Genomic DNA, 14,775 nt, shown 5'->3' on the forward strand with positions numbered 1-14,775 from the left:
ACACTTTATAAATCATGAAAAATGCGATATGGCGGATTTTATATACAACATAATTATTAATAAGTGCAAAACTGAATAAAACGTTGGTGCATGTGCGTTATTTTAAAAGAACTGACACTTATTTATTTTTAAGTTGTATCGCGATTGTGACAAATGAAGGTTTTAGCGATAAATTTTTTGGGGGGAAATATTTTTATTAACAAATTTGCTGCCATTATTTTTAGGTCGTTGAGTAATTTTTATATAAATGCGCCAGGTACAGACACAATATATTGTGTGAGTGCCTGGCACAAACCTTAAAGGACTCCAACCACATGAAAAAAGAGAATGAATTCATTATGAAATCATCCCCTCAAAGTTTGAAATTACTTATACTGATATTACTCATCAATGACTCGCTAAACGTTTTTCAAAATCCGCCTTAAACAACAGAATAGCATCAATATTTACAGCAAAATCGTGGTCACTGATATTAAAATTAGTTATAAACTCGTCAGATCTCTCACGAACCATAATTGTCGGACGGATATTGTCTCCAATGGCGTCCTGAGTTACAGTACTTCCATAGAAATACCAGTTAGTTTCAGTAGGCGCATTTGCTGCATTCTTAGATAAGTCATTTTTTATTATTTCGCATAAATTATCCATAAAACCTTCATTAAGCATAATGTTTTTTCCATACTCACCATCAACAGTTATATCAGCATATCCATACCAAATATTCCTGCTTTTTCGCTTTCCGTCATTTGAAGTGAATGTTTCATCAAACAAAATCTTCATTTTCATTACCCTCCTTTGAAATATAATTTATTCACACTATTATATACCAATTACAAATTTTAAAATAGCTTGTGTGAGTGCCTGGCACAAACCGCGAGTTACTAAAATAATGATTTCATTTAACGCGAAAGCCCCCTGATTCTATTGCGAATCAAGGGGCTTTTACTATGTCTAACTATTACTTTTGATCTTCAATCGCATGTACTAGTTTTTCAAAAAGCTTCGTATCTGCTACGTCTTCATCCGTGATTTCATGAATAATTTCACCAGCTGCAACATCCACTAATAAAACACTCTGTCCGTCTTTAATAAATTCGTCCGCCTCTACTTCACCTTCATAAAATTGATACCCTGCAAGGACAACATCTGCGCCCGATTCTTCATCTTTGAACATATATAGCATTGTGCTATTTCCATAAACGTCTTCTAATAACGTTTGTAACTCAGCTGACCCTTGAGACCATTTCATTTCGCCTGCGATCGTTGCCACTAGCATTGATTCGATAAACTCATCACTCGTATTATTCATTCTTGCCTCCATGTATAAGCCACATTTTTCTTGTGACTGATTTTCTATAGCATATCGCTTAGTTTGTTCTAGTGCTAGTAAAAAGGCTAGCGATCCGACGAAAGGTTTTCCATTAGCTTGTCAATCTTAGGTCTTAGACAAAATCATTCTAAGGAACCATGGGAATAATTTTCCTACATTTCACAATAAATGTGCAACTGAACCGATGGAAAGGGGAGGACATAGGTCAGATTAGATTATGTAATTTTTTCGATATCAGTATAAGTATGGATTCTAATTTTTCATTAGTAGCAATAGTTTTTTTGGTGTGTAATTTTTAACTTTTAAGAGGAGGCTTTTTATGTCGGTATTTACAAAGTGGGCATTTGGAAACAAAGCTGCTGTCGCCGTATTGACCACTTTAATATTTATTATTGGTGTAGTCAGTTATTTTAGACTGCCTATGGAATTTTTACCTTCTGCAGATAACCCGCAAGTTACCATTATTTCCATGGGCCAAGGAACTGATTCCAAAACAATGGAATTAGAAGTAACCATTCCGATTGAAAGAGCCGTTATTGGATTGAACGGAAAAACATCCGTCTATTCAACCACTGGAGACGGATTTTCAAAAGTGGATCTATTCTTCGAAGCAGGATATGATATGAAGCAAGCTAAACAGGATGTACTAGATGCATTAAGCAATGTACCTTTGCCTCTCTATATATCCAAGCCAATCATTTCACAACTGAATACGTCTATGATTCCAATTACGAACATTGCCGTTACCTTTAATGAAGGATTGACTACAGAAAACTTGGATTTTGCACGTGAAGAACTTCAATCACGCTATCAAGAAATCAAAGGGGTTTCCAGTGTAGATGTATATGGCGTGACAGAATCCGTCATTTCGCTCAATATCGATGATGAGAAATTGGCTGAAAATCAAATTTCTCTTTAAGCCGTTTTAGGTATCCTCAATGGTCAAAATACGGCAGTAGCTGTTGGTGAAAAGATTATTGACGGAAAATCAAGCAATATAAAAGTAATCGGTGATTTAACAAGCATCGAAAAACTGAAAGGATTAACGATCGCACCAAATGTAACGCTTGGAGATATTGCAACGATTGAAGAAACAAAAGATGCGAATTTCATGAGCCGTTTCAATGGCAAAGATAGCATCGATATTAGCATCACAAAGGACAGTCAATCCAATGCGGTGACAATCAGCAAAGAAATTGAAAAAGTAACAAAGGAAATCAATGAAAAATACGATCAGCAGGAATCCGTTCTATACATTTCCTCCGCTGATTTGGTCGAAAATTCCGTTCACACGATGATAAAAGAGGTCCTTCTCGGAGCGCTATTTGCAACGATTGTCATTATGGTCTTCCTACGAAATATCCGCTCTACCTTTATTACGATCGTTTCAATTCCTTTATCACTTTGCTTCACACTATTCTTACTATCATGGTCTGGTGTGACATTGAATATTTTAACCCTTGGTGGTGTAGCGGTTGCAGTTGGGCGTTTAGTTGATGACAGTATTGTTGTCATTGAAAACATTTTCCGCAAAATGCAAACGGAGAAATTCTCTGTCCAAATGATTATTGACGCAACGAAGCAAGTGGGCGTCGCGATTACTGCTTCTACATTAACAACTGTTGCCGTTTTCTTACCCATGAGTTTATTGAATGGCGGACTTCAAGAATTCCTTTTACCGTTCGCTTTAACGGTTACCTATTCCTTACTTGCTTCTTTGCTCGTCGCATTGACGGTTGTTCCGTTATTAAGTGCGGGATTATTAAAGAATACAAAGATGCCCGTGCATAAACCAGCTGTTCGTTTTCCAAAAGTAGTTACCTGGTCTTTAAACCATAAATGGATTGTCTTCTTGATTTCAATTCTTCTTTTCATTGGATCCATCAGCATTTACTTTGTCATTCCAAAAGGTGCAGTTGACAACTCTTCTGCTGACTATGTTGTGGCAACGCTGAGTTATCCGAATGATACACCCATTGAAAAAGTAAAGGAAAAGACGATTGAACTTGAATCCTCTATTCTAAAACTGGATGAGGTTCAGTATGTATTTTCACAGGTAGGTTCTCCAGCTGAAGCCGCTCGATATGGATATATTGGATCACCGACAGAAGCATCCTTCAGTATTTTATTGGACGATAAAAAGGATACTGATTTAATTGTGAAAGAAATGGAAAAGAAAAAAGATCAATATCCTGATGCCCTTTTAGAAGTAACCGCAGCCTCCTTTATGATGGGGGGAGCAAGTACAAATATCACCATTGATGTCGTCGGTGATAATTTAACGGAGCTTGAAGAAGTGGCAACTAACATTAAAGAAACAGTACAGAACATTGAGGGCGTAGTGGAAGTAACGACCAATCTAGATGAAAAGAAAAAGGTATACTCTCTCATGGTGGATCCAACAAAAGGAAACACGGAACAAATCGCACAGCAATTGGGCGTGATGTTAAATAAGACACCAATTGGAACGATACGTTTAAATGACAAGCAAAAAACTGTATTCCTGGAACCTTTGCTTGATACGGAAACACCTGAAGACTTGGAGAATATACCCGTCATGACCAATACTGGTCTTGTACCTGTATCAACCATCGCTACGCTACGAGCTGAAGAGCGTTCAACCAACCAATATCATAAAGATGGGGAAACCTACCTTCGAGTTACGGCATCTGTTGAACCTGCAAAGCTATCTGAAATCTCAAGTAAAGTCAATCTAGAGCTTTTCGGCGATAAAAATGACAATGATGGGATGGATCTTCCTGAGAATGTCGAGGTCCTAGTCGGTGGAGCAAGTAGCCAACAGGCAGAAGATTTTACAGATTTATTTCTTATTATGCTTGTTTCAATTGGGATTGTATTTTTAATTATGGTCATCACATTTAAGTCGATACGAGCACCAATCGCCATCCTTTGCTCTCTGCCACTTGCTGCGATTGGCGCCATTTTAGGAATCGTCATCAGTCGCATTTCCGTTGATATTACAGCACTTCTTGGCGCATTAATGCTAATTGGTATCGTAGTAACAAATGCGATTGTACTTTTAGACCGAGTCAAACAGAATGAACAAAAAATGATTATTCGTGATGCACTTGTTGAGGCAACAGCAACGAGGATGAGACCGATATTCATGACGGCCATTGCAACGATCTGTGCGATGCTTCCACTATTAATGAAACAAGCCGAAACAGGAAGCTTAGTATCACAAAGTCTCGCTATTGTTGTTATTGGTGGATTAGCCATGGACACACTTCTGACTTTGATTGTGATTCCATGTATATATGAATTACTTTATTTTAAAAAATCTAAGAAACAGCGAATGAGCCAACTAACTGACCAAGATACATGAGTATCGTATAAAGGTCTTTGTAGTAAAAATAGGTGGGAATACAAATAGGGATATTGAACAAGAGTTGACCTCTTGTTCAATATCCCTTTAAGTAATAATAAATTTTGTGAGTGCCTGACACAAACCCTCAAATTTTGTGTGTACCTGGCTCCTATTTTATCTAGGTCCGTCTCGATCCAAAATAGCTGATGTGTTCTCGTCATGAAAAGTATTTAATTTTGTCGTTGAACTGTCTACCTTGGCATTTTTATTTAGCTCATCTAAAGGAATGATATCCGTTGTTTGTACTTCCGCTGCATGTGTAAGTAATGCTTTGCTATCATTTTGCGAAAATCCAAATGCTCCCTTTACTTGCTGGATTGTCTTTTCTTCTTGATTGGTTTTCGAATTCTCCTTCACCTTTTTCACACCTCCTCTTTTTAGGATGTGTGTTTCTTTAATCATTATGTAAAAAACATCTCAGCTACTTGTTAATCGCTAAATTGGCTCCTTAAATTTTGTGCGTGCCTGGCACAAACCATATCTGAGTGCTGGGTACCTAATCTCAGAAAATCACGCTTGCTCTTATGACATTGGCTTCCGCTTCGGCTCTATTGAATAGTGTTATAGAGCTGCTTGTTTCCAAATGTTCTCTGTTTAATAGGATGAAGTCACCCTCTTCTAGATCGATAGCTGCCTGGTCGCCGATCGTTATATGAACCGGGCCGTTGATGCAATAAAAAGCTTCAGCTATTTGATGTCCATCCGGATTTTTTGGATTGACTGTTTCGTGATAACCGCCTTTTTCTACCGTTATGGCTTCAAGGTCTCCGCTACAGCCCTCCGCCAGCATAAGATTGAAATCTCTTACTTTGCCAAAGCTTCGAGTAGTCCATCCTCCATTGAAGCGATCTTGTTCATAAGGCTTTAAATGTACGTGATGATGCCCTTCATGCTTTAGCGTCATTTCCCCATCAATGACCATAATTAATCTGTTTATATCCGGGAGAGGGGTGAACACAGACTCTTCAAATTCAACGATAGCTGAACTAATTCTCCACTTAAAGTTCCGCTCTGTATAATCTGCATCCTCAGGATAAATGGCTAGCTGCGTAGTGAGCCCACCTGACCACTCATTGGTCGTTTGTTCATTTTTTCTAATCAGTTGTATTGAATACGGCATATTTTACATTCTCCTTCTCTCATTCTGGATACCTGTACATTAACCCATTCCGGTAATACAGTGCAATTATTTGAATTTTGTATTGAAGTTTCGTAAGCCCGTAATCAAATAACGCATATATATGACAGGCACCTCCCGGTACGATAGATATATCAAATAAGGGAGGTGTTTTCTATGCCAACAACTAAACTAACAATTGTCCCCGTGTCGCTAGACCCTATCATTGACGAATCTTCATTTACAAATTCACCGCAATCTCCTTCTGATCCAAGCTGCGTAATTAAAACAGCTACCGCAGTAATCTCTTTCTTCAATGGCGTAGATGAGCACATCATCCAAACGATCGTGAAGGAGCTGAATAATCAATGAAGCATGATTTTACGAGCGTGCAGAACATCTACATTATTTGCGGTAAGACCGATATGCGTAAAGGTATTGACGGTCTCGCAACACTCATTCAGGATTCTTTTAAACTTGATCCATATAGTGATTCCATCTTCTTATTTTCTGGAACGAGTAAAGACCGTTATAAATGTTTGTATTTTGATGGAGATGGCTTCGCCATGCTTTATAAACGATTAGATAATGGCAAACTGCAATGGCCAAAAGATGAAAAGGAAGTACGTAACCTTTCACAAAAGGAACTTCGCTGGCTGTTAGAAGGTTTATCGCTTCAGCAGCCAAAAGCGATTGCGAAATCTGCAAAAGGTGTCTTTTAAACCCACCTATTAAGGTGGTATAATCATCCATAACTTATACTGAACGGAAATGTGGTGAATGATTTGACGAACGTTTCTCCTAAGCAAGAAAATCAAAATGAACGATTAATTCGAATGCTTGAGCAACAATTAGCTCAGTCAAATCGACAAATCGAAGCGTTGACTGAACAAGTTCGCCAATTAACCAAGGCTTTATACGGTTCAAAATCGGAAAAATCAAAGTATAAAGCACCAGACGGACAAGGTTCTTTATTCGAAGACGATCCGTCTTTTAGCGATTCTGAGCAGACAGAAGAACAAAGCACGGCAATGATTACGTATACCGTTGTCCGTAAATTACATAAGAAAAAACGGAATGATTCTTTTCGTGACGGGATTGAAATAGAAGAAATTCACCATCATCCTGAAAACACGCAATGTGACTGTTGCCTTGGTCAAATGACCGAAGCTGGTACGACCATTGCGCGTGAGGAAGCAAAATTCATTCCGGCTACAATGAAGCGTGTTCAACATATTGAACACGCTTATGAGTGTAGGCATTGTAAAAAAGATACTACTCAAAAAGCGCAGATGAAACGTGGAAAAGCACCGCAAGCTGCCATTCAACGTAGCATTGCAGGACCTACTGTTTTAGCAAAACTCATCTACGATAAGTTCATCCAGTACTTACCTCTTTACCGCCAGGTGAAGGAGTGGGACCGATTTGGTCTGCTTACCAATGACAAAAACTTATCGAATTGGGTCATTCGTGCAGCAGAAGATTGGCTTCTACCGGTTTATGAGCAGATGAAGCAGACATTAACAGCAAAATCTGTTCTGCATGTGGACGAAACGTATGCGCAAATTATTAAACGATCAGATGGTAAATCAGGTCAATCGAATGCCTACAATTGGGTGTTCCGAAGCGTGCCAAGCCAAGGACCAATCATCGTTCTTTTCCAAAGTGCTTTATCGAGAAGTCGTTCTGTATTAGAAAACTTTACAGCTGGCTTTAAAGGAACCGTGATTTGTGATGGATATTCTGCATACGGCAATCTACCTGATGTCACGTTCGCCAACTGTTGGGCGCATGTACGACGTTATTGGCTGAAAGCTGATAGCAGAAACGGTCAAATTGGTGTGGATTACTGTGACCAACTGTATCACTTAGAACGTCAATTTAAGCATCTTTCACCAGGTAAACGACGAAAAGCACGGCAAAAACATTCGAAACCGATTGTAGAAAAGTTTCTAAAATGGGTAGATGAATCCCCTTTCTTCGGAAAAAATGCCTTGGCAAAAGCTGCCGAATATACATTAAATCGTGTACATGGGTTAAAAGCTTTTCTGCTCGATGGTCGCATTGAAATCGATAATAATCCAGCTGAAAATGCGATTCGCCCTAATGTGATCGGCCGAAAGAACTGGCTTTTCTCTGTTAGTGAAGCTGGTGCTAAAGCGAATGCGATCTGCTTAAGTTTGGCTGAAACAGCAAAAGCAAATGGTATCGACTTCTATCAATACCTAGTAACGTTAATGACAGAGCTGCCGAATTTACCGATCCATCAGCAACCCCAAATTTTAATTAACTACATGCCTTGGTCAAAAAATATCCAAGCCACATGTGCTAAATAGCCATCTATCCGAAAAAATTTCAGATAGATGGCCATTCGTCGTGCGTACCGAAAAGGTGCGCTTTTTTATATTTCGGGCTTACGATGAAATGCAATTAATACTTGCTGTTTCTTTTCCAAACCAATCACCTCTATATCCCCCCAACTATTTACAGTTAGGATTATTTTGATATAAAGTGGCTCACATTTCAATTGCGTTAGTGGCTCAGTTTTAGATTACCAAATACAACCGTCTAAATAAAAGAACTCCAAGAAATGTCATTACATCTCTTGGAGCGATTTTTTGTTTATTCATTATTCCGCCACTGCATAACTTCTCACTATTATATAGAGTGAAAAATTATATAAAATACTTAATTAAAACTTAATACTAAAGAAGCCTTTTCATAGACATTCGGCAAGTCATTTTTAATCTCATATGGTGAAAAATACATAATAAATTCCTCATCAATTCTTTTTTCGATATTATTTTTCAAGCCTATTTTTTTACCATTCCTTAATTTAATCACCTCTTCTTGCTCACACCATTCAACAAATGACTTATCATGATGTAACTCAAAGGCTTTTATTAAAGGGAGTAAATATTGATATTTCTTTTCTGAGTCATACTCACTACTTTCGCCTAAAGTTAAATAATTAAATAACTCCAAACCTAAACTTCTATCTATTTGAACATGCTTCATTTGATTTTGATAATTTCTTAAGCATTTATAACAAGACCCATCACAATCATTTGGACAATTTTTCAAAACATGAAATACCTCGTTTTTGATTTCTTCAATACGTTGTCCAGCAACATATGAATATCCAGCTCCTCCTGATAAATTATCAAAAAGATAAAGGTCTACATTGTAGCTACCATCATCTAGAATTTTTATTCGATGCCCTACAGTCAACTCTTGAGGGTCAATATCTAAAACTCTACTTGTAGCTAAAACAAAGGCTTCTCCCAATGTAATAAATGCATCTTTTGCCCACTTCTTATTAAAATCAAAATCAATATGTTTATCTAAAATTACTCGAACTAAAAGCAAGTCTGTTTTAAAATCATTTCCTAAAAACACATTAATCAGCTTTCCTGTGCAGCGTGAATCCTTATTAGATTGCACTTTAAAAGGCTTATCATGTTTTGTTTGCTCTTGAAACTGACTTTTTTTAGTTACGGCTTGTATGAATCCACAATCTTCACAAATAGAAAAACCGCTTTCCCCATCAATTCCTTTATTTGTTACTACTAATTCTTGATCTGCACCATGAGCAGATAGCATTAATTTAGTACCCTGTATAGGTTTGAATTCAAAAGCTTCCTCGTTATTAGGTATAAGTTGTGGTGTACTAGCATAACTAAAGTTTTGTTTTTTATCACCTTTTTGAACTTCTCTTCCCTTTTCTGGAGAAAACCCTAGAGGACGGATATAATGCTTTTCTGATAATTTTTGTTTACAAATTGGACACTTACATACTTTATTTAACTCATCTTTCTTAGAAATATAATTACAATTCAAACAATAAAGCATCTTATTTGTTCTCAGATTTACTTCTGCTAAAGGCTGCTCAGGATTTTTGGCAAATGGATTATAAATTCCACCAATTCTATATGTCTTTTTGTTAACAACTACTTGTCTTCCCGGAGCATATTCTCCTAAAGCGCGATTTAAATCCAGTTGTGGTCGCTGTTCAATTACAACTTTTCTAGTAAATGGATTCCATTTTTGAATATACAAGCTAGTTAAGTCACGTGGGAACGCATAAGTCGGTAAAAATCCATAATTAAATAAAAACGATAAAAACTGTGAATCAGGATGCTTTTCCTTATCATATTCTTCATCCGTCTCCATATGATATTGATTTAACTCCGACTCTATCCCTTCATAGGCTTGCTGAAGGTTCCCCCCTAAGTAATCCGCTGCATTTTTTATTATTTCCCATTTAATCTCTAAAGTTGATGCTGCTTCATCTGGAACAATTGAATAAATTTCAGGAAACTCTTTAAACCTTTTATTAATTTGCTTGTTTAGCCATTGTTCGAAACTATTTAAATCAAATGGTGCATTTGAACCAAAGAAATCTATAGTCTGTCCTAGAGATTCAATGATATTACTTAAAGCTTGTTCATCATCCTCAGCATACTTATGAAAATAAGTTTGAATCATAAAGGCATTTAAATGTCTCGTAATAATTTTTTTATTATCAATATAAATAAGTGCCTCTCTTGTATCACCACTAATAATATGCTGCGGATTTTGGAAATAATATGCATCGTGTGGTCCATTTTGAGCATATGTTATAACCGTCGATAAGGAAGAACCTCTTCGACCTGCTCGACCCGCTCTTTGCTGATAATTTTCTCTTTGTGGTGGAATATTACGAAGTCCAACGGCTGTTAATGACCCTATATCTATCCCGACTTCCATCGTTGTAGTACAACTCAAGATATCTACAGTCCCCAAACTTTCGTCTAAAATTATATCTTGGAAGGCCATTTCATATTTCTCTGTCGTAGCAAATGCAACACTCGGATCTTTTTGAGATAGTTGAGCTGTATGTTCTTCTACGGATATATTTGAAATTTTATCTCCCTCTAAAATATCTTTTATAGGTGTTCTCCAATAGCCTTTCTCAGCACTTAAAATTTCGCTCTTTGGTAATAAAACATCTAATCCATTTGAAAGGCAAGTTGGACATGTATTGTTCGGATTAACTGCATGGATTTGTTTACATTTAGAACAACGATACCATGTATGATTAATTCCATCTTGAATAGCTAAACTATTTAAATTTAAATAGTACTTATCATGTTCATGCTCACATAAACGTTTACTAAATAAGACTTCAATCACTTGATTCAGCTCGTCTTCATTTCCAACGTACATCTGAATAATTTTTTTTAACTCGTCAGATATAGAACCTTTTGTTCTACCCCATTGCTCATCATTTCTATAAAAACCAAATATTTCGCATCTATCTTCGTTTGAAATATCTTTATCGACTGCAACTTCTTCTAGCATTTCTCGGATAAACAAGATAATTATCTTTTTGAAATCTTCGAGTGATATAATATCCTTTACTGAACGATGAATTGTTTTCACCATAATAGGTACAACAAAACCTACTGTTGTTTCATATAAAGAATAACCTGGAGAAGCAAGTACATGAACTAATCTAACTTTCAATTCATTATTAATTTTAAAGTTTCTGAACGCTCGACCGTCAAACTCTATATCTTCGAATTCGTTCGTTCCAAACTCTTCATCTATTAATTCAACGTATTCTTTTACATCTATTAATAAATCTTTTCTATCCGGCTCATTTAACAAGCGCACATTATTTTCATTTATATAGTGTAAAATTGCTGGGTATAACTCTTCTCCAATTGCACCCTCAATATCTAAATTATTCAATTGATATGCTGCTTTAACTAATAATTGACGTACTACATCTTTTTCAACTTCTTCTGGAATATCTCGAGCTAGACGAGCTGCACGTTGACGACCATCTGAAAAAATTAATACTTTACGTCCTTCATTTATATTATCTTCAATTGACATTGAAGGCGGTTGAATAATAAATTGTTCACGAATAAGGTTGGCGAAGGGTTGCTCTCCCTTTGTTCGTAAGTCTCTTATATTAAATTTTGCGTTCTTTAAACAACATGGACATTTATCAAATGAGATGACATTAGAATAATCGCTTTTTTTATTACCGCGCTTTGATTTCCCAATAAATTTATATACTTTTAAATAATCATCTAATTCTTCTCTATTTGGCATATTATCTACTAAGAAACCTGTTTTCACATGTAACCACATGGCCTCAATATTTTTAAGCGCCTCTTCTCTAGGCTGCTCTACTAAAAAATGAATTTCTGTTAATTTGTCACCAACAATGCCGCTTCCGCTCTCATTCCATAAAAAGGTTTTTCCAGTATGTTCTTCTGAAATATAGCCTCTCAAATAAACTGATCCACAATAGCGATGTGTCATTAATTCGTATACTTTAGAACCGCATTTACATACACTCCTACGATCATCATATAACTCACCTAATATATCCCCTTCTTGATTAGAATCACAATAAGGGTTAATACAGCTATAAGCCCCTGCTAAACCTCTAAAAAATATATGAACACGTGCTGGAAGTAAGATTTTGTCCTCCTTTTTTGCTGCATTTGCTAATAACAATAAATTACTCACCGCTTTTTTAGCTTTATCTAACTCTGCTTCTGGACAAAAGAAGTTTGCTAATTCTTCTAATCTAGTTCCATTACCACTGATTTTTTGAAAAACTAAACTTAAAGGTGGGTAGTTTTCTAAATGATCGTAAAGGTACTCTTGAAAGTTTTTTAGCTCAGCAGGCGGTTCTGACCAACCTAACGCTTTAAAGCTGTGAGCTAAATCTAATTTAGTCTTTTTATAATTTTTTATATACTCAATAAATGATTCTGAATTAATATTAGCTAGTATGTCTACATCTTGAATAGATGCCTTCATTGGTGCAACTCTTGATTGTTGAGTACCTTCAATTAGCTTAAAGTCACGCAAAATAGGCTTCCCAGTCAATTGATAAGCAAATTCTTTGGCTTTAGTTTCATCACCTGGCTTACCTAAACTTGCCGAAGTTAAAATACAGCGAATTCGATCACGATTAATTCCTAAACGACCTTGTAAACGTCGAATTAGTAATGCCACTTCTGCACCACCTGTTCCACGATACATATGAGCTTCATCTAAGATTAAGACAAATTGATTATTTGCATCTTCTTGAAGCCATTTCTTTGTATTTTCCCATATTGAACGTTCAATAGGCCTCATTAACATATATTCTAGCATCGAATAATTGGTTACTAATATATCTGGCGGAGTTTGTTGCATTTCATGCCTTGTTAATAGTTCCGCATCTGTCAGGTTTCCTTTATAAGGCCCTTTTCCTTTTACTTTAGAGTTCACAAATGCCTCGAGATCCTTTGCTGGCCATTTCCCTCTTAACTTCATTTTCTCTACTTCTTTAGGATTAGATTTCTCTAACTCCAAATAATAGTTTAAAATATCATTTAAATGATATTTATCTTTTTTATCGGAGTGTGCTCCAGCATAAGGCGTTCGAGATGTATACATACCAAATTGAATATTTCTATCTGCTACTTCATTAAATAGACTCTTTAATTCATCGCTATTAAATAGCCTTCTTAACCTTGTCATCTGATCATTTACTAAAGCATTCATAGGATACAGTACTAACGCGCGAACAGCTCTCTTTTTAAATGTTTTAGGAGAAGTTTCAGCTTCTCTATATAATACGTTAAGCATAGGATGTAAAAATGATTCTGTTTTACCTGAACCAGTTCCTGTAGAAACAATTAAATCCATATTATCTGTTAAAAATGATTCTAGTGCTTTTTGTTGGTGTACGTATGGACGCTGAAAAACACCAACAGAATTTTTTAGCCCTGCCAAATGTGTCATTAACTTTTTGGCTGTTTCAGGAATATCCATTTTGTTATAAGTCTCACCAATTTCATAAATTGGTGTGGCTTCAATAAATGGCTCTGTAGAAATCGTCCCTGAGCGCTTTAATAAATCCGTACGTTTTCTTTGAGTACTAATTTCACTTATTGGATATTGTGTTTCAATATATTCACTTAGTTTTTTATGTAATCTTTTTGTTACTTCATCTATTGTATATTCCACCTATACTCTCTCCTTTAAATTTAATTTTTCAATGACTACTCGAACATTGTTCAACTGCACTTCATGAGTAATAAATTTTTTAGGGTTTCTCAAACAATTAGGTAACGCGATTAAGTTTAATAAGCTTATTTCTTCAATTGGTAATTGTCGATTAAAAGAAATTTCAACCAATCTATTTTTTAAGGGTTTAACTATGTAATATTTATCTATTCCATAAACATCCAAAAGCGCAAAGAAAATTCTTCTATAATTTGATTTAGGAATATGCGTACCATAAATTATCTTTCCTCTTTTTACCGCTATATAAATATCCCTACGTTTAAAAGCTGTTTCGTGAATTGCAATGAACCATTCACCTTCTTTAATCTTACTAACCATAGTAGTCTTAAAGTGCCTTCCACCAATGAATAAAATATACTCGGCTATCTCTAAATTCAGAGGCATTATTTTTTTTTCAAAGCTAGGCAAAACATCCGAAATTTCTGATCTATACGCATAATCATCTACTTGCAACACAGGGTAATTTGATTGTTTGGCTAAGTAAACCTGAGTTAATCCATAATACGATTCATTTGATTTAAACTCATCAGCACTTATTAATACACTTGTTTCTTCACTTGGAAATTGAACTATTCTCGCTGGTAGCAAAGAGTAATATCCATTATCTTGTTTTAAAATCTCTCCTTGTTGATGCATTAATTGCAAGAGCTGCCATGACTTGTTTTCTTCCCCATTAAAAAAGTTTAAAAATTCCTCACTTTCTTTAGAAAACATTCTGTCTATTATAGGAGTAATTCTTCTATAATGAATTTTTTCTACTTGTACCTCTTCAGAAAAACTAAGAATTAGATTTTTCACGTATGTCATATAATAGTTTAATTTTTTCTGTACAATCAATTGATTATGCATTCTACCACC

General features: G+C 35.8%; 9 protein-coding genes and 1 pseudogene. 4 read left to right on the forward strand and 6 right to left on the reverse strand.

The window, feature by feature from the left end; translation table 11 throughout:
* Nucleotides 1-387: 387 nt before the first annotated feature.
* Together MHH87_RS14315 and MHH87_RS14320 are read right to left on the reverse strand one after the other, a co-directional pair.
* Nucleotides 388-780, reverse strand: a complete 393-nt coding sequence (locus MHH87_RS14315) for a hypothetical protein (protein ID WP_340749933.1) — start codon at nucleotides 778-780, stop codon at nucleotides 388-390.
* A gap of 178 nt (nucleotides 781-958) precedes the next feature.
* A complete protein-coding gene (locus MHH87_RS14320) occupies nucleotides 959-1,309 on the reverse strand; it encodes a hypothetical protein (protein ID WP_340749934.1) in 351 nt (116 codons plus the stop codon).
* Between the two features lie 340 nt (nucleotides 1,310-1,649).
* Here MHH87_RS14320 and MHH87_RS14325 point away from each other — a divergent pair.
* Nucleotides 1,650-4,676: pseudogene (locus tag MHH87_RS14325) on the forward strand (efflux RND transporter permease subunit).
* Between the two features lie 156 nt (nucleotides 4,677-4,832).
* Here MHH87_RS14325 and MHH87_RS14330 read toward each other — a convergent pair.
* Entirely contained in the window at nucleotides 4,833-5,075 is a 243-nt protein-coding gene (locus tag MHH87_RS14330) for a cAMP-binding protein (RefSeq protein WP_340749935.1), read from the reverse strand.
* Between the two features lie 145 nt (nucleotides 5,076-5,220).
* Nucleotides 5,221-5,838, reverse strand: coding sequence for a HutD/Ves family protein (locus MHH87_RS14335; protein ID WP_340749936.1), 618 nt, complete (start codon nucleotides 5,836-5,838; stop codon nucleotides 5,221-5,223).
* Nucleotides 5,839-6,012: 174 nt separating this feature from the next.
* Between MHH87_RS14335 and MHH87_RS14340 the strand changes: the two genes are divergently transcribed.
* The 3 genes from MHH87_RS14340 to tnpC all read left to right on the forward strand — a co-directional run bounded on the left by MHH87_RS14340 (nucleotide 6,013) and on the right by tnpC (nucleotide 8,171).
* Nucleotides 6,013-6,207 (forward strand): hypothetical protein, encoded by a 195-nt coding sequence (locus MHH87_RS14340; protein WP_340748614.1) that lies wholly within the window; start codon nucleotides 6,013-6,015, stop codon nucleotides 6,205-6,207.
* Complete coding sequence (gene tnpB / locus MHH87_RS14345) at nucleotides 6,204-6,557, forward strand: IS66 family insertion sequence element accessory protein TnpB (RefSeq protein WP_340748613.1); 354 nt, start codon at nucleotides 6,204-6,206, stop codon at nucleotides 6,555-6,557. Before MHH87_RS14340 ends, tnpB begins: the two co-directional genes overlap by 4 nt.
* A 63-nt stretch (nucleotides 6,558-6,620) precedes the next feature.
* Nucleotides 6,621-8,171: an IS66 family transposase gene (tnpC, locus tag MHH87_RS14350; RefSeq protein ID WP_340748686.1), complete on the forward strand. Its 1,551-nt coding sequence runs from the start codon at nucleotides 6,621-6,623 to the stop codon at nucleotides 8,169-8,171.
* Nucleotides 8,172-8,523: 352 nt separating this feature from the next.
* On the opposite strand, the gene MHH87_RS14355 is transcribed toward tnpC, so the two are convergent.
* Complete coding sequence (locus MHH87_RS14355) at nucleotides 8,524-13,857, reverse strand: DEAD/DEAH box helicase (protein ID WP_340749937.1); 5,334 nt, start codon at nucleotides 13,855-13,857, stop codon at nucleotides 8,524-8,526.
* Nucleotides 13,858-14,766, reverse strand: coding sequence for a hypothetical protein (locus tag MHH87_RS14360; RefSeq protein ID WP_340749938.1), 909 nt, complete (start codon nucleotides 14,764-14,766; stop codon nucleotides 13,858-13,860).
* Nucleotides 14,767-14,775 lie beyond the last annotated feature (9 nt).

Origin of the sequence: Solibacillus sp. FSL H8-0538, from assembly GCF_038003525.1 — a bacterium.
Classification (GTDB): Bacteria; Bacillota; Bacilli; order Bacillales_A; family Planococcaceae; genus JBBOPI01.

Bases quoted from the DNA above. Each gene is read 5' to 3' on its own strand.
- MHH87_RS14315 (WP_340749933.1), bottom strand. From the start codon at position 780: ATGAAGATTTTGTTTGATGAAACATTCACTTCAAATGACGGAAAGCGA.
- tnpB (WP_340748613.1), top strand. From the start codon at position 6,204: ATGAAGCATGATTTTACGAGCGTGCAGAACATCTACATTATTTGCGGT.
- MHH87_RS14360 (WP_340749938.1), bottom strand. From the start codon at position 14,766: ATGCATAATCAATTGATTGTACAGAAAAAATTAAACTATTATATGACA.
- MHH87_RS14320 (WP_340749934.1), bottom strand. From the start codon at position 1,309: ATGAATAATACGAGTGATGAGTTTATCGAATCAATGCTAGTGGCAACG.
- MHH87_RS14340 (WP_340748614.1), top strand. From the start codon at position 6,013: ATGCCAACAACTAAACTAACAATTGTCCCCGTGTCGCTAGACCCTATC.
- MHH87_RS14335 (WP_340749936.1), bottom strand. From the start codon at position 5,838: ATGCCGTATTCAATACAACTGATTAGAAAAAATGAACAAACGACCAAT.